General features: G+C 56.3%; 16 protein-coding genes and 1 pseudogene. 14 read left to right on the top strand and 3 right to left on the bottom strand.

Translation table 11 applies throughout. The features are described 5' to 3' along the window. From KGB07_RS05520 to KGB07_RS05510, 3 genes are read left to right on the top strand one after another with little or no spacing between them, the layout of a single operon-like run. Positions 1–339 (top strand): phage tail protein, encoded by a 339-nt coding sequence (locus KGB07_RS05520; protein WP_223464847.1) that lies wholly within the window; start codon positions 1–3, stop codon positions 337–339. Between the two features lie 11 nt (positions 340–350). Continuing rightward, entirely contained in the window at positions 351–1,103 is a 753-nt protein-coding gene (locus tag KGB07_RS05515; protein ID WP_223464845.1) for a phage minor tail protein L, read from the top strand. Positions 1,104–1,105: 2 nt separating this feature from the next. Further along, complete coding sequence (locus tag KGB07_RS05510) at positions 1,106–1,870, top strand: C40 family peptidase (protein WP_223464843.1); 765 nt, start codon at positions 1,106–1,108, stop codon at positions 1,868–1,870. A gap of 151 nt (positions 1,871–2,021) precedes the next feature. Here the strand turns inward: KGB07_RS05510 and KGB07_RS05505 are convergent, their stop codons facing one another. After that, a complete protein-coding gene (locus KGB07_RS05505) occupies positions 2,022–2,609 on the bottom strand; it encodes a hypothetical protein (protein WP_223464842.1) in 588 nt (195 codons plus the stop codon). 187 nt (positions 2,610–2,796) lie between these two features. Continuing rightward, positions 2,797–3,216 carry an RDD family protein gene (locus KGB07_RS05500; protein ID WP_223464841.1) on the bottom strand — a complete coding sequence of 140 codons (420 nt, stop codon included), beginning with the start codon at positions 3,214–3,216 and terminating at the stop codon, positions 2,797–2,799. A 181-nt stretch (positions 3,217–3,397) separates the two neighbouring features. On the opposite strand from KGB07_RS05500, the gene KGB07_RS05495 reads away from it, so the two are divergent. From KGB07_RS05495 to KGB07_RS29655, 11 genes and pseudogenes are all read left to right on the top strand, one after another. Beyond that, a complete protein-coding gene (locus tag KGB07_RS05495; RefSeq protein WP_223464840.1) occupies positions 3,398–3,739 on the top strand; it encodes a hypothetical protein in 342 nt (113 codons plus the stop codon). 59 nt (positions 3,740–3,798) lie between these two features. Beyond that, positions 3,799–4,227: a hypothetical protein gene (locus tag KGB07_RS05490; protein WP_223464838.1), complete on the top strand. Its 429-nt coding sequence runs from the start codon at positions 3,799–3,801 to the stop codon at positions 4,225–4,227. 57 nt (positions 4,228–4,284) lie between these two features. Beyond that, positions 4,285–4,878, top strand: a complete 594-nt coding sequence (locus tag KGB07_RS05485) for a tail assembly protein (RefSeq protein WP_223464837.1) — start codon at positions 4,285–4,287, stop codon at positions 4,876–4,878. A gap of 735 nt (positions 4,879–5,613) precedes the next feature. Beyond that, complete coding sequence (locus KGB07_RS05480; protein WP_223464836.1) at positions 5,614–9,222, top strand: phage tail protein; 3,609 nt, start codon at positions 5,614–5,616, stop codon at positions 9,220–9,222. Between the two features lies 1 nt (position 9,223). Beyond that, the gene (locus KGB07_RS05475) at positions 9,224–9,526 is read left to right on the top strand and encodes a hypothetical protein (RefSeq protein ID WP_223464835.1); all 303 of its coding nucleotides are present in this window, start codon (positions 9,224–9,226) and stop codon (positions 9,524–9,526) included. Beyond that, positions 9,526–10,389 (top strand): hypothetical protein, encoded by an 864-nt coding sequence (locus KGB07_RS05470; protein WP_223464834.1) that lies wholly within the window; start codon positions 9,526–9,528, stop codon positions 10,387–10,389. Before KGB07_RS05475 ends, KGB07_RS05470 begins: the two co-directional genes overlap by 1 nt. Positions 10,390–10,402: 13 nt before the next feature. Next, positions 10,403–10,963 carry a hypothetical protein gene (locus KGB07_RS05465; protein WP_223464833.1) on the top strand — a complete coding sequence of 187 codons (561 nt, stop codon included), beginning with the start codon at positions 10,403–10,405 and terminating at the stop codon, positions 10,961–10,963. After that, positions 10,963–11,340 (top strand): hypothetical protein, encoded by a 378-nt coding sequence (locus KGB07_RS05460; RefSeq protein ID WP_223464832.1) that lies wholly within the window; start codon positions 10,963–10,965, stop codon positions 11,338–11,340. The genes KGB07_RS05465 and KGB07_RS05460 overlap by 1 nt, the downstream gene beginning before the upstream one ends. Continuing rightward, positions 11,337–11,705 (top strand): phage tail protein, encoded by a 369-nt coding sequence (locus KGB07_RS05455; protein WP_223464831.1) that lies wholly within the window; start codon positions 11,337–11,339, stop codon positions 11,703–11,705. The genes KGB07_RS05460 and KGB07_RS05455 overlap by 4 nt, the downstream gene beginning before the upstream one ends. A 62-nt stretch (positions 11,706–11,767) precedes the next feature. Beyond that, positions 11,768–12,070: pseudogene (locus KGB07_RS05450) on the top strand (cell wall hydrolase); the annotation flags it as partial. Continuing rightward, positions 12,039–12,353, top strand: a complete 315-nt coding sequence (locus KGB07_RS29655; RefSeq protein WP_411741527.1) for a phage tail assembly chaperone — start codon at positions 12,039–12,041, stop codon at positions 12,351–12,353. The pseudogene KGB07_RS05450 and the gene KGB07_RS29655, both read left to right, overlap by 32 nt. Here KGB07_RS29655 and KGB07_RS05440 read toward each other — a convergent pair. Beyond that, positions 12,347–14,371, bottom strand: a complete 2,025-nt coding sequence (locus tag KGB07_RS05440; RefSeq protein ID WP_223464829.1) for an acyltransferase family protein — start codon at positions 14,369–14,371, stop codon at positions 12,347–12,349. The two genes, KGB07_RS29655 and KGB07_RS05440, sit on opposite strands and share 7 nt — an antisense overlap. Positions 14,372–14,381 lie beyond the last annotated feature (10 nt).

The raw sequence follows: 14,381 nt of genomic DNA, 5'->3' as shown, positions 1-14,381 counted from the left end.
ATGGCAATTGAGCGCTTCACCTGGCAGATCGAAAAGGGGGCCGAGGGCGATATCAGTCAGCGGGTGCGCTCCAAGCAATTCGGCGACGGCTACAGCCAGTCAGTGTCGGACGGCATCAACAACAAATCGCAGTCGTGGCCGTTCAGCTACACCGGCAAGGCCGACACGATCAAACAGATCATCGCCTTCCTCGACCGCCACGCGGGGGCGAAAGCCTTCCTGTGGACGCCGCCACTCGGCGAGCTCGGCCTCTATAAATGCACGGGCTACAAGCCTGCGCACAGGGGCGGTGACGTTTACGCCCTGACCGGCACTCTCGAACAAACCTTTCAACCATAAGGAACTGCCGCATGGCATTGATAACGGACATCCAGAAACTGGAGCCCGGTGGTGAGGTGCGGCTCTTTGAAATCGACGGCACCGAGTACGGCGCCGACGTGCTGCGCTTCCATGGTCACGCAATCCCGCACACGCCCGCCGAGCTGCTGGCCTACGAGGGCTCAGTCGACGAACTGCCAGCGAAGGCGATCTGGTGGCAGGGCAACGAGTACGCGGCCTGGCCGGTGCAGATTGAAGGCATTGGCGCGGACAGTAATGGCAGCGCAACGCGGCCCGTTTTCAGCGCTGGCAACGTCAATGGGCGCATCACGGCGCTGTGCCTGGCGTTCGACGACCTGCTGAAGTTCCAGCTGACAGTCCGCGAGACCATGGCGCAGTACCTGGACGCGGTGAACTTCCAAGATGGCAACCCGACTGCCGATCCCACGCAAGAGGCGCTGGAAATCTGGTACATCGACCAGAAAACCGGTGAGGACGGCGAGGCCGTGCAGTGGGAGCTTTCATCCCCGGGCGAGATCGACAACCACGGGCTGCCTGGGCGCCAGATGACCACCTTTTGCCACTGGGCCATGACCGGTGGATACCGCGGGCCGAACTGCGGCTACACCGGCGGGGCCATGTTCGACGATGACGACAACCCGACCGGCGACCCGAGCAAGGACGAGTGCAAGGGCGGGCTCAAGTCCTGCAAATTGCGCTTCGGCGACAACAACCAACTTCCACACGGCGGCTTCCCCGCTGTCTCCCTGATCGCACGGAGCTGACCATGCGCAAGCACATCTTGAGCGCGATCCAGGATCACGCGGCCGCCGAGTACCCGAAAGAGTGCTGCGGCCTGCTGCTGGCGGTTGGGCGAAAGCAGCAATACTTCCCGTGTCGGAACATTGCGGCCGACCCAAGTGAAGAGTTCCGGATTGATCCGGAGGACTACGCCACAGCGGAAGACTTGGGCGAGGTGATCGGCATCGTTCACTCGCACCCTGACGCCACCAGCCGACCCTCCGCGCATGATCTGGCCATGTGCGAGGCCACCGAACTGCCGTGGCACATCCTGAGCTGGCCGGAAGGTGATCTGCGCACCATCACGCCGAGCGGCGAAGTGCCGCTATTGAAGCGGCCATTCGTCCACGGCGCCTGGGACTGCTGGCAGGTTTGCGCGGACTGGTACAAGCGCGAACTGGGGCTGGAGTTCGAGGCCTTCAAGCGCGAGGACGGCTGGTGGGAAAGTGCGGACGCGGTCAGCCTGTACGAAGCGAACTACGAGGCCGCCGGGTTCTACCGGGTCGACCAGCCACAGCGCGGCGACATGATCGTGATGGAAGTGGGGCGGACGGTTCACCCGAACCATGCCGGAATTTTCCTCGGCGCCGATCCGGTATTGCCCGGTGAAGACTCGGACACCTTCGGCCTAGGCCCATTCCTCTTGCACCACCTGTATGGGCGACCATCAGAGGTGATCGTCTTCGGTGGGCCTTGGCTCGACCGGACACGCCTGATCCTCAGGCACAAAAATGCACAACAAATCACATGATGCGGCAGTGCCGCGGAGGTGTTTATGGATGTTCGTTCTGTGAGCGTTGATCAGAAAGCGATTAACGCTGAGGACATTCCAGTCTCCAGGGCGATGGTCGAAGTTGGATTGGCTGTTCTGGAAGAGGCTGGACAATGGCCGATATCAAGGTCTACGGTCGAAAGAGCTTTTCAGGAGATGTACCTTTGCGGATTTCTAGAATCTGAGCGCGGGTTCTCAGGCCTTTGATGATTTCTCCGTTCAGAGATATTGCCTGCAAAATTTTCATGAGCTTGAGGCAGTGATCTCTAAGCTCGCTTATGTTGAGTGTTGCATTCGATTTTTTTGAATTCTTCGGCTTAATCAGGTCGGTTAACGATGCTGTCGGACCTTCATTCAGTCCCCATTGCCAATGAACAATTTTATGCCTCAACGTACTGATAGCATCGAACGATTTGAGCGTGTGCAAAAGATCGTCTACGGCTTGTTGATCGCTGATTACCGAATTGGCTATTTGTCCTTGAACGTACCTGATCATCCCAGCCATCGAGATATTGGCTTCGACTGAAAGCCTTTGGGCTTCCGAAACTGGCATTCTGAGAAAGAAGGCAAATAGTTCAGAAAGCTGCCATTCGACTGCAGAGTAATTGACGATGAACTGCCCCATCGCGTGAAGGTGTTCGTCTGAGGGACCAACATTGTATTGGCGTGGCCAATCGATAGAGAAAGGCTCTCTTGGCTTAAAGTCTTCGTTGCTCACATCGACCTCCAGGTCATATCCGCGTCGAAATTGGCGCAATCCCAGTCCTTGGGCTTGCAGGCAAAGGACTGGGGGGGGTATCCGTTGCGTGAGGGCAGGAGGCTACTACGGTGGACGTAGGGGGGTTACTGAGGATTCGTACAGGTTGCGAAAATCGCTGACAGGGACAGGGTCCGAACTTTCACCCTTAGCCCTGCATCGCCGCCCGCAGTTGGCTTAGGTCTTTGGACGAGATGACATACGTTCTTGCCAGCATGTCACCGACCCGCTGGCATCGATCAGATTGGGCGTAAACGAAAATTATGATGATCCCTAGTGGTGCTTCTAGGTGCCTAGTAAGACCGCGAATGAGTGTCTGCACAAGAGTTGGAGGGCCACCCGCACCGTTTATGACAGTAAGGCCGAAGGCCAATTTTCCTGGCGTTTTGCCGTTAAATGCCCATTCGCATAGGGGGGAGAGAAACAGGTAGGTGATGATCAGTTCCATGCCTGCAAAGGGGAGGTTGTCTTGGCTGATAAGCCATAGCCCTATGAGAACAATCAGGCATTGGTCGATAACGTAGGCACCAATACGTCGCACCAGCAAAGAGGTTCTTGATACTTCCATAAATCGTTCCAAAGCACGGACTTAAAGGTTGAGCGAGCCAAATTCCTTCGGCTTATGTAAACAGCTGGGGAATTTGTATTGGAGGCAAAATGCTACTACCGACGGACGGCGGGGCGTTACTGGGGATTCGTACAGGCGCAAACCGGTGCTATGGTTGGCGCTTTCCACAGGAGTGATCTGCATGAAATTGTTCGTAGGGGCCTTGGCTCTTGTGCTGCTTTCTGGCTGTACAGACAGTGGACCGATAAAGGTCGGACCGGACACCTACACGATTTCAACGCGTGTTCCTTTCGGTGGCCCTGCTTCTGCAAAAGGCCAGGCCCTAAAAGAGGCAAACGTATTTTGTGAGTCTCAGGGGCGGGAAATTCTCCTCGACCACATGCAAGCGAGCGAGTGCGCTTTACATGGTGGTTGTGGCGAGGCCGAGATCTATTTCTTCTGCCTGGCTAAAGGTGATCCGCAACTGAAGCGTCAGAAATACAGTTCTGATCCAACCCAGAAGATTGAGATCAATCAGCGCTGAAGCAGTTTGGCGAGTAACTCGGCTGCTATAGTGGCTCGCTTTCAGGACGAGGAAGAATCATGCGGATTTTGATAGGGGCGATGGCGGTGATGCTGCTGGCGGGGTGCGCCACGTCGCCAATGTCGGCGAGAAATGCGGAACCGGTGCCTAGCGATGAGCTATATGGCTTCCAAAGCAAGTCGACTAATACCTCATCCCGCATCACTGTTGTCAGGGATGGTGGCTTTGTCGGCTCAGGTTGCGATTTGGTCTTTTACATTGAGGGGCGCCGTGCTGCCAAGATTGGTCCTGGCCAGCGCGCAACTTTTTACGTTGAACCAGGCACTGTGAATCTGGGTACAGGTCTTGCTGAGTCTGGGCTTTGCTCTGGTGCTGCGATCAGAACGATCAGCGCCAATCTCAAACCGGGTACGGAGAGCCAGTTTCGCATTAGTGGAGATATGAGCGGCTTCTTCTTAGCTCCATACGTGGATTACGGCGGCCGCTGAGGCTGCAAGCTCTGAAAGCTGCCTTCGGGTGGCTTTTTTATTGACTGGAGAAAAGCTATGTCGGCATTGGTTATTAATTACCAGCCACTCACCACCATCAAACTTTACGGGGCTTTAAGGCAGTTCGGTCGCGAGTTCAAACTGTCCGTCCGTTCGCCAGCCGAGGCAATCAAAGCGCTCTGTATCCAAGTCCCAGGGTTTGAACGATTCCTGTCGAACGCGAAGTCTCGGGGGTTAGAGTTCGCAGTTTTCCGAGGCTCGAAAAACATTGAAGAAAAAGAACTGAGTTATCACGGCTCCGGTGAGATTCGCATTGCACCTGTCATCGTCGGGAGCAAGCGCGGAGGGGTACTGCAAACCATTGTCGGCGCGGTGATGATTGTTGCTGGTGTCCTCCTGCTGGCAACACCGTTCGGCGCTCCACTAATCGCGGCAGGCATCGGCCTCGTCGCAGGCGGAGTAATCCAAATGCTCAGTCCGCAACCAAAGGGCTTGAAGACCAGCGCGGCCCCCGAGAACACCCCCGGCTACGCCTTCGGCAGCGCGAAGAACACGACCGCATCCGGCAACCCAGTTCCGCTCTGCTACGGGAAGCGCCGGGTAGGCGGTGCGATCATCAGCGCCGCGATTTACGCCGAAGACCAGATGTAGCCAAACCATCGAACACCACAGCCGCCCATGAGGCGGTTTTTTATTGGTGCGCCAGGCATGGCGCGTTGCGCGTAAGCGCAACCAGCTTGGCTGTGGTGGCCACGCTGGTGACTTGGAGGTGAAAGTCCTCTACACACCCGGCAAGGGGAAGTGTTAGCCAGAGGCAAGGGTGTCGCGGGTGACTGCGAATCCGAAGGAAGCCCGAGGCAAAATGCTGGCCTGACGAACAGGAAGCGGATAGAGGCGGCGCAGCGGGGTAAGAAGGCCAATATCTTCAAAGCCCGATACTTGCACGGAACGCTGCGACGTAGATCCGACAGGCATAAGCAGGAAGGTCGCGCGAATTACCCTGGGAGATCTGTTTAGCCTGCCATGTGCTACCGGCGTCGCGAGATGACGGGATGGGTGACAGAAGTCAGCAGAGGCCGTAGTAGTTGCTCGAAACCGGAGTAATGAAGGGCTGAACCTGCCATGAGTGGATAGTCGGGTGTGATCTCTGTTGGAGCGTAAAGCAGAAACTCCGCGTAGCGGAGGTCAAGACCATTAGGAGGTAGGAGCCGGAAGCTCCGAGGGCCGGTCTGGGCGCTTAGATACCGCAGGCGACACATCAACGGAACCAAGCTCGCTGACGTTGTTTGTCAGTAGGCAGGAACCGCCGTATACGGAACCGTACGTACGGTGGTGTGAGAGGACGGCGGGGGCAACCCCGCCTCCTACTCGATCCTGGAGAAACGCATGGGCGCAGCACAGCAGCTTGATATTTACGGCGCCAAGGGCGGATCGGATAAACCGAAAACGCCGACAGAAGCGCCCGATAGCCTGCGCTCGGTGGCCATGGCCAAGATCTTGATTGCAATGGGCGAGGGCGAGTTCGCCGGCAATCCAACCGCCCAGGACATCTACCTCGACAATACGCCGCTGCAAGACCCCCAGGGCAACATGAACTTCCCGAATGTGAAGTGGGAGTACCGCAACGGCTCTATTGAGCAGGATTACATCCAGGGCATTCCATCGATCGAGAACGAAACCTCCCTGGGTATCGAGCTGCGCAGCGGGACGCCTTGGGTGCGGACTATCAGCAATACCGAACTGTCGGCCGTGCGTCTGCGCTTCGCCTGGCCCGCGCTGCAATCGGTCGATGCCAGCGGTAATGTGAACGGCTACCGGATCGAGTACAAGGTCGAGCTGGCCACCGACGGCGGCGCTTATCAGCAGGTGCTGAGTGAGGCCGTGGATGGCAAGACCACCAGTACCTACGAGCGCACTCGGCGTATTGATTTGCCGGTGGCAACCAGCGGCTGGCTGATGCGCGTCACTCGCATCACGGCCAACCAGAACAACAACAAAATCGCCGACACCATGCAGATCGCCGGCTTCACCGAAGTCATCGACGCCAAGCTTCGGTACCCAAACACCGCGCTGCTCTACATCGAATTCTCCGCCGAGCAGTTCCGCAGTATTCCGGCGGTTACTGTCGACACCAAGCTGAAGAAGATGCCGGTGCCGAGTAATTACGACCCGGAAAGTCGGTCCTACACTGGCATCTGGGATGGCACTTTCAAACAGGCTTGGACCGACAACCCAGCATGGATGACTTACGACATCACTGTCAGCGACCGCTTTGGCCTCGGCCGCCGGATCAAGCCGTGGCAGGTCGACAAGTGGGAACTGTACCGGATCGCCCAGTATTGCGATCAGCTGGTGCCGGACGGAAAGGGCGGACAAGAGCCGCGCTTCATCTGCAACCTCAACCTGCAAGGCAAGGCTGACGCTTGGTCGCTGCTGCGCGATATTTCGGCGATTTACCGCGGCATGACCTACTGGGCGCAAGGGCAGCTGTTCAGCTTGTCCGACATGCCGCGCGCTACTGACTTCGACTTCGCCTACACCAGGGCAAACGTCATCGATGGCAAGTTCACTTACTCGAGCGCGTCGGAGCGCACCCGGTACAGCCGAGCCCTGATCAGCTACGACAACCCGGCGAACAACTACGACACCGACGTCACCTCCGTGACCGATCCGAAGCTTCAACGGCGTTACGGCGACAACCCGCTGGAGATAAGCGCCATTGGCTGCACCCGCGAGTCGGAGGCGCAGCGCCGCGGTAAGTGGGCACTGCTGACCAACTCCAAAGACCGGGCTGTCAGCTTCAAGGTGGGGCTCGACGGGCGTCTCCCGCTGCCTGGGTACGTCATCCCGGTGGCCGACGAGCTGCTGGCGGGACGCGCTATTGGCGGGCGAATCTCGGCAGTGTCTGGCCGTACCATCACCCTGGACCGCGACACCCAGGCCAAGGCCGGCGACCGACTGATCCTGAACCTGCCAAACGGCAAGTGCGAAGGGCGCACCGTGCAGTCCGTGGCGGGGCGCGCGGTGACCGTCACTGTCGCGTATTCGACGGTACCGGAGCGCGAACTTGTCTGGGCGCTCGACGCGGACGACCTGGCCGTGCCGCTGTATCGGGTAACTGCGGTGTCGCGGCCGGAACCTGGTGTGTTCGAAATCTCGGCCGTTCAGTACGACCCGAGCAAGTTCGCGCACATTGATACCGGTGCCCGCCTGGAAGAGCGGCCCATCAGCGTGATTCCGATCACCGTGGTACCGGCGCCGGCCAGCGTGACGCTCACCTCGAGTTCGGTTGTCGCCCAGGGCATTGCCGTCGCCACCATGACGATCACCTGGCCTGCGGTGAACGGTGCCGTCGGCTATGACGTGGAATGGCGCAAGGACAGCGGCAACTGGATCAAACTCCCGCGTACCGGTGCAACCAGTGTGGATGTGGTCGGCATTTACGCCGGCGCCTATGTGGCCCGCGTCCGCGCGGTGAGTGCCTTCGACATCTCGTCGGTTTGGCGCAACTCGATCCTGACCAACCTCAAGGGCAAGGAAGGTTTGCCGCCAGCGGTGTCGTCCCTGACGGCCACCTCGCTGCTGTTCGGCATTGGCCTCAAGTGGGGTTTCCCCCCTGGCGCCGAGGATACCCAGCGCACGGAGATCTGGTCTGGCCCGGCCAACAACTTGGCCGCAGCTACCAAGCTGGCAGATCTGGCTTACCCGCAAAGCGACTACGCCATGCAGAGCCTGCTGGCGGGCACCACCTTCTTCTTCTGGGCGCGCCTGGTCGATCGCACCGGCAACATCGGTCCTTTCTATCCGGTAGCGAACGGCGTGATGGGGCAGGCCAGTTCTGAGGCCGGACCGATTCTGGACATGATCGCCGGCAAGATCACCGAGACGGAGCTTGGTCAGCATTTGCTGGGTCGGATTGACTTGATTGACGGTGCGTCGACGCTGCCAGGGTCTGTAAATGCGCGTATTAGCGCAGTCGCTGGAACGATTGGCACCGTGTCGGCCGCAGTCACTCAGGAGACTATCAATCGCGTTAATGGTGACACTGCGCTTGGGCAGCGTATTGATACGGTTTCGGCTACCGCCAGCGGCGCAGCATCTGCCGTTCAAACAGAGGCCACAGCAAGAGCAAACGGAGATACCGCGCTGGGTACGCGGATTGATTCTGTCGTCGCGACTTCAGGTGATAACTCTGCCGCTATTCTTGCGGAGGCAAACGCCAGGAGCAGTGCGGACGGTGTGCTTGCCACTCAGATCAGTGGCGTTTACGCGCAGGTGAATCCAGCACTCGCTGGCGATACAGCGGGACTCGCTGGTTCGGACCAGATGTACGTCGGCGTTTGGTCAGAGCAGTCAGCGCGCATCGAGGACGGTGTTGCACTGGGTCAGCGGATTGATGTCGTCACCGCCTCTGTCGGTGCAAACAGCGCGGCGATCCAGACGGAAACCACCGCGAGGGCGAATGCGGATAGCGCCCTTGCCAGCCAGATCACAACGGTGCAAGCCGTGGCTAATAGCGCCTCGTCTGCCGTTCAGACGGTGTCTCAGGCTCAGGCGTCCACGGATGGCAAGCTGGGCACCATGTGGTCGGTAAAGATGCAGGTGGCAGCTGATGGCAAGTACATCGCCGCCGGCATCGGTCTCGGCATCGAGAACACCGGCGCCGGCCTGCAAAGCCAGTTCCTAGTGAGCGCGGATCGGTTCGCCATCGTCAACAGCATGGCTGGCGGCGCCATCTCGGTTCCGTTTGCGGTGCAGGGCGGCCAGGTGTTCATGAATTCGGCCTTCATTCAAGACGGCACCATCACTAACGCCAAGATTGGTCAGTCCATTCAATCTGATAATTACATCTTCGGAACTCAAGGCTGGGCAGTCAACAAAAGTGGAGGCTTTGAAATGAACGGTGCAAACGCTAACGGTAGAATGGCCCTCGCGCCAACTTCACTGAAGTTCTTCCACGCCAACGGTGTGCTTGGCATTGATCTGAGCCTATAGCATGACCGGGCTAACAATCAAAGACGTGGCTGGACAAGTAATGGTTGATATGACCATGAACATCAGCCAAACAATGGGATCAGTCGATACGGGGGCTGCAAATGGTGGAATCACCATTGCAGCCCCACCGGCTGGTAAAAGCATGTACTACATCGTAGTGCCATTGACGACTACAGGGCTTGGCACAGGGAAGTTACCCGGCGTAACCCTCTCCGGTACTTCATTGACATGGGCTTACTCCTACCCAACGAATGGTTGGGGATATTACTCAGTCAATGCACGGATTTATTATGGGTATTACTGATGCCTCAACTAATTGTTAGGAAGGCAGATGGTAGCCTGCTGTTTGACACCAGCAGGATTACCTATGGATTGGTTAAAAGCGGTTACCTTGCGTATAGCTCATCGTGGACACGCAGAACAATTGCTTCTGCTCAACTTGACCCTAATGATGGCGCGAACTGGACGGCCTCCACGCAGGTGAACGATCCCGCTAGATATGACCAGATGTGGAGCTTCACAGTCACCAATGCCCGTTCACCGATTGTATTCATTGTTGGTTCTGGCGTCTTGAATGGAAGCACTACCTCTGGAACAAGTATAACCTTCCACTATTCGAACGCTAGTGCGGACACCAAGTTTTACTGCTTTGACTTGATGGCAGATATTTTTGCAGGATCACCCTACCTGAAGACGTATAATTCAGCCGGTGTGCTCACATTCAATTCACTACAACCACCATTGAATATCGCGGGGGTTTACACGCCGCCGCCACCAACAGCACCTACTGGTGTGTATGGTGCACAAGCTGCTTACACTGGAGGATATCCACTGTCGCGGACGAACACCAACGACAACTATACCGTGAAGAGGGATTACCGTTTCGATGTCGCGCTAACAGCAGGTGTGGAATATGCAGTATTCTTGCCTTGGTCAAGAGGTGGTGCTTGCAATGACACACAGCCTGCCGCCCCATGCATGTACGGCGTTGGTGAAGGTGCGTTCGGTAGAGTTGGTGGTATCTCATTTATGTTCGGTGCGTTCGGTGGGACAACTATAACGATTGGTACAGCGCCACGACCTGGTGGGTGGTACAACATCCCAACAGATCGATATCCAACAGCGCTCTATATCATAACTACAAGTCTCCCATTTCCATTTAACTAAGGGGAAATGAAACATGGCAAAACAAACTATTAACTTGGGCGCCGCGCCTACGGGCGCGGGAGGGGATACGCCACGCAGTGCCTTTACCAAGGCACAGGCAAACTTTGATGAGCTGTATGCCGTACTGGGAGGGGCAGCAACGCCCGCCACCGCGAGGGCTGGTCTTGGCTTAGGTTCAGCAGCCGTCGCGGGAATAGTCGGTACTGTTTCTCAATCTGGTGGCATCCCTACAGGGGATATTATTCAAACGATTACGAACGCCAACGGCACCGCTATTAAATTCGCTGACGGAACGATGATCTGTCGGAATACAATCGATTGCGGTTCTGTCCCAATCAGTAACGTTGCGGGTAGCTTGTTTGCCTCGGCGTCACAGTCGGCGAAGGGTTTTGCTGCAACCTTCTCGGCATTCCCAACTTGCCATATCAATCTCATTTCCAGCGCTGCCACCGCGTATGCCGGGACTGTCGCTCTGCCATCTGTTTCCGCATCGCAGGCGTTTTATGTGCTAGCACCGGCGGCTGCCAGCCAGAATATAACTGCAGTCATTACTGCAATCGGAAGGTGGTACTAATGCGAATCAAACTTTCACCCAATGATTTTTCTGATGATCGAGCGCTGGAGCTGATCAAGTTTGGTGACACGCTTACCGTCAATGGAGAGGCTTTTGATTTCTCGCCGATCGGCGACGGCGACATGCTTCCGTCGGCGGCGATCAATTCGCCGTGGTTTCTTGGGGAGGTCGAAAGGGTCGACGGGGAGCTGACTGTTACCGTCTGGTTGCCAAATCCGTGGAATGCCAGCCCTGAACAGCGATTCCCCAAAGACCTGGTGAACGTGCCTGATGGGGTGGTGCTGCTTCCGCTACCACTGCCCATCACCGACGAACAGCAAGCGGAGCGCGAGGCGCTGATTCAACAGCTCATGATTCAGCAGGGAGTGGTCCAATGAGCAATATCGACTGGAACAAGCTGGTCACCAAGGCCATGAAAGACGCTGCAGCCCTGGCAGCGCACCTCGCCCTGATGAGAACCGAACTGGCGGCAAAAAATGCGCGGGCAGTGTCGCAGATTGCCCGTATTGAAGATCGCATCGACACGATTGGTTACGGCGTCGACGCCGGCGTAGCGACTGAAGAGGACGAGGCTGAGCAAGCATCGCTCATTGTCACGCTCAAGGCCTGGAAAACCTACAAGTTCGCATTGGGCAAAGTGACGACGCAGCCGACCTGGCACGCCGCTCCGTTGTGGCCTGCCGAGCCTCCAATCCCCGTAATTGCTGCAAACCCTGAAACCAATACCGCCGAAACGATGTAACGCGCGCATCTTGCACAACGCACCCGCCATCGAGCGGGATTTTTTTTGCCTGGAGAAAAGTGATGACCGTATCCGAGAAAGACCGCGACATCCTCGCCCGCACGTTGTGGGGCGAGGCCCGCGGCGAATCCCTGGCCGGCCAAATCGCAGTGGCCTGGACCATCTGCAACCGCGTGAACGACGGCAAGGCCAAGTCGTGGTGGGGGGAGGGTTATGCCGGTGTGTGCCAGAAGCCTTGCCAGTTCAGTTGCTGGAACAAGAACGATCCGAACTATCCGTTTCTGAGTGGCGCGAAGCCGATCCCGGCCGCTGAGTTCGTGATGTGCCGACTCGCTGCGGAGCAGGTCATCGGCGGGCTCAAGCCTGGCTGTTGAGAGTGATGGAGCTTGGGCATTCTCGGAATTTGTACCGCCACCGCCAACTGACGCTCAGTTAAAAGCAGAGGTACTGGCCCAACGAGACGCTTACATAATGGCGGCCAATGAAGCCACTATGGGAATGGCTGACGCCTATATTGCTGGGATTCTAAACGAGGCCGACACGGCAAGATTCAAATTGTTTGCAGCGTATAAACTCGCATTGAGCAAAATTGGACAGCAGTCCGGGTTTCCGGCCACCATAAGCTGGCCGGAGATCCCTGGTTATTGAATCAGTCCTGAATCAATTATTTTCTTTGCTACGACCTTGGCGCCCTCAGTTGTCAAATGACCGTAATCCCAAGTCGTTAGATTAGAGAGCGTCTCTCCTGTATACGTAATACATCCGTCGCTATCGCAAAGTGCATCATAAACTGGAATAAGTGATGCTTTAGTTTGAGGGATGAATTCTTTGAACTGATCGTCAATGGTCTTTGTCGTAGGATTCAACCCCTCTGACATTCTGCGAGGGATGCGGTGAATAAAGTCGCTCTTCCAAGCGTTGAAAACGAGATTTGGTAGTGGGAGCGTCCATTCTGGCGATGGGCCAAGAACGATTATATTTTTTACTCCGGCTTCCGATATCGCCTCAATTGTATGGAGCAGCTTTTTCTGGGCATCGGATCCGGTGGGCCAATCCACCCCGTAACGGCCCCAAGCGCCGAACAATATTACGGTGCTAGGATGCGAGTCTTTAAGTCTAGAAAGTACGTAATTATTGCTGTCCGTGCATACCGGGCCAGCGAAATCAAGTATAGGGGGGCAGGAGCTTCTTGTCGCTTGTAGTAGGGTAGCGCGCCGATCAACAACCGATGCTAATCCTGGATATAGTCTCGCGGCGTGTGAATCACCCCAGATGAGTATTCTTTCACTTCCACTGCTGTCACCAGCGTCCAAGCATTTTGGGGCGAAACCGTTATATGGTGCAGTAATCGATATCCAGCATTCAGGGTTGCGCGCATCCTTTAAGAATTCATATTTGAAATCTGCAATTTCTTTTATTTCAGTAGGAAATCTAGATGGTATTCCATCCAGCTTTAATGTTGCTAAGCCTGCGGCAGCTATTCCTGCCATTGCTAAAGACAGAATTGCTGCTGTTTTTCGAGGATTGGTTCTGCGCCGAATAAACTTCTCGACGTAACGATATGTGATCCATGCTAATAGGATGCTGGCAGCGACCGCGAGTCCTCTCGCCAACACGCTCGGTGGCTCGTTGTTCAAGATCCTTTGGAACGTTAAAAGCGGCCAGTGCCAGAGGTATAGCGGAAAGCTGATAAGACCAAACCAGACGAGCGGTCTGCGGGACAGTATGGTCCTGTTGAACCAGGCAAACGGACCTGCAGAGATGATCAGGGCCGCACCAACGGTCGGTAGTAGAGCCCACCATCCCGGAAACTGATTGCTCTTTGTGGTCAGAGCAAAGGCTGCGGCAAGGAGTGTCAAGCCGGCCAACGATTGGATATTTCGAACTACCGGACCGGTAGATTCTCTCCAAGCGGGGAAAATCTGTTGCTTGTGCATTATTATGTAGGCAAGGAATGAGCCTACCAACAGCTCCCAAAATCGGGTTTGTGGCGAATAGAACGTCGCCACAGGATCGGCGTGTACGCTCATGATGTTGAGCGCAAACGAAGTACCTCCGACCAGAAGAATCAAGATCAGTGCGTTAAGTCTGGCTTTCCAAGCCGCCCAGACTATCAGGGGCCAGATTAGGTAGAACTGTTCCTCGATGCCGAGCGACCACAGGTGCAAGAGCAGTTTGGTTTCAGCGCTATTGTCGAAGTAGCCCGCCTCACCCAGCAACACGAAGTTCGATACAAACGCGGCACCACCGGCAATGTATTTGCCTAACTGAGTGTATTCGTCAGCGAGCAGGCTGAACCATCCAAACGACCATGTGACCGCCAACATGAGCAAGAGCGCGGGGAAAATTCGGTTAACACGGCGGCAGTAGAAATCCACGAAGCTGAAGCTGTTTTTTTCAAGGCTACCAAAGATGATGCTGGAAATCAGGAAGCCGGAGATAACGAAAAACACGTCTACGCCAACGAACCCACCTTGAATCAGGGACGGGAAGGCGTGGAACGCAACCACAGACAGAACCGCGATTGCGCGCAGCCCGTCGATGTCAGGGCGGTACTTGGGGTGGCTGAGTTGTTTTTCGATCGCCGGCACCGGCGCTTCAGATAAGGCAGTCATTTTTGATGCGTGGTCCGTTTGATTAAAACGCCGTGCTTGGGCGGCGAGCATCGTACCAGCA

Origin of the sequence: Pseudomonas sp. GL-RE-26 (assembly GCF_019956275.1) — a bacterium.
Classification (GTDB): Bacteria; Pseudomonadota; Gammaproteobacteria; order Pseudomonadales; family Pseudomonadaceae; genus Aquipseudomonas; species Aquipseudomonas grandcourensis.
Note: the sequence above shows the minus strand (reverse complement) of the source record. Positions and strands in the feature narration are given on the sequence as shown.

Coding starts and splice junctions, on each gene's coding strand:
- KGB07_RS05490 (WP_223464838.1), top strand. CDS start 3,799: ATGCGGATTTTGATAGGGGCGATGGCGGTGATGCTGCTGGCGGGGTGC.
- KGB07_RS05465 (WP_223464833.1), top strand. CDS start 10,403: ATGGCAAAACAAACTATTAACTTGGGCGCCGCGCCTACGGGCGCGGGA.
- KGB07_RS05440 (WP_223464829.1), bottom strand. CDS start 14,371: ATGCTCGCCGCCCAAGCACGGCGTTTTAATCAAACGGACCACGCATCA.
- KGB07_RS05460 (WP_223464832.1), top strand. CDS start 10,963: ATGCGAATCAAACTTTCACCCAATGATTTTTCTGATGATCGAGCGCTG.
- KGB07_RS05500 (WP_223464841.1), bottom strand. CDS start 3,216: ATGGAAGTATCAAGAACCTCTTTGCTGGTGCGACGTATTGGTGCCTAC.
- KGB07_RS05515 (WP_223464845.1), top strand. CDS start 351: ATGGCATTGATAACGGACATCCAGAAACTGGAGCCCGGTGGTGAGGTG.
- KGB07_RS05495 (WP_223464840.1), top strand. CDS start 3,398: ATGAAATTGTTCGTAGGGGCCTTGGCTCTTGTGCTGCTTTCTGGCTGT.
- KGB07_RS05475 (WP_223464835.1), top strand. CDS start 9,224: ATGACCGGGCTAACAATCAAAGACGTGGCTGGACAAGTAATGGTTGAT.
- KGB07_RS05455 (WP_223464831.1), top strand. CDS start 11,337: ATGAGCAATATCGACTGGAACAAGCTGGTCACCAAGGCCATGAAAGAC.
- KGB07_RS05480 (WP_223464836.1), top strand. CDS start 5,614: ATGGGCGCAGCACAGCAGCTTGATATTTACGGCGCCAAGGGCGGATCG.
- KGB07_RS05520 (WP_223464847.1), top strand. CDS start 1: ATGGCAATTGAGCGCTTCACCTGGCAGATCGAAAAGGGGGCCGAGGGC.
- KGB07_RS05470 (WP_223464834.1), top strand. CDS start 9,526: ATGCCTCAACTAATTGTTAGGAAGGCAGATGGTAGCCTGCTGTTTGAC.
- KGB07_RS05510 (WP_223464843.1), top strand. CDS start 1,106: ATGCGCAAGCACATCTTGAGCGCGATCCAGGATCACGCGGCCGCCGAG.
- KGB07_RS05485 (WP_223464837.1), top strand. CDS start 4,285: ATGTCGGCATTGGTTATTAATTACCAGCCACTCACCACCATCAAACTT.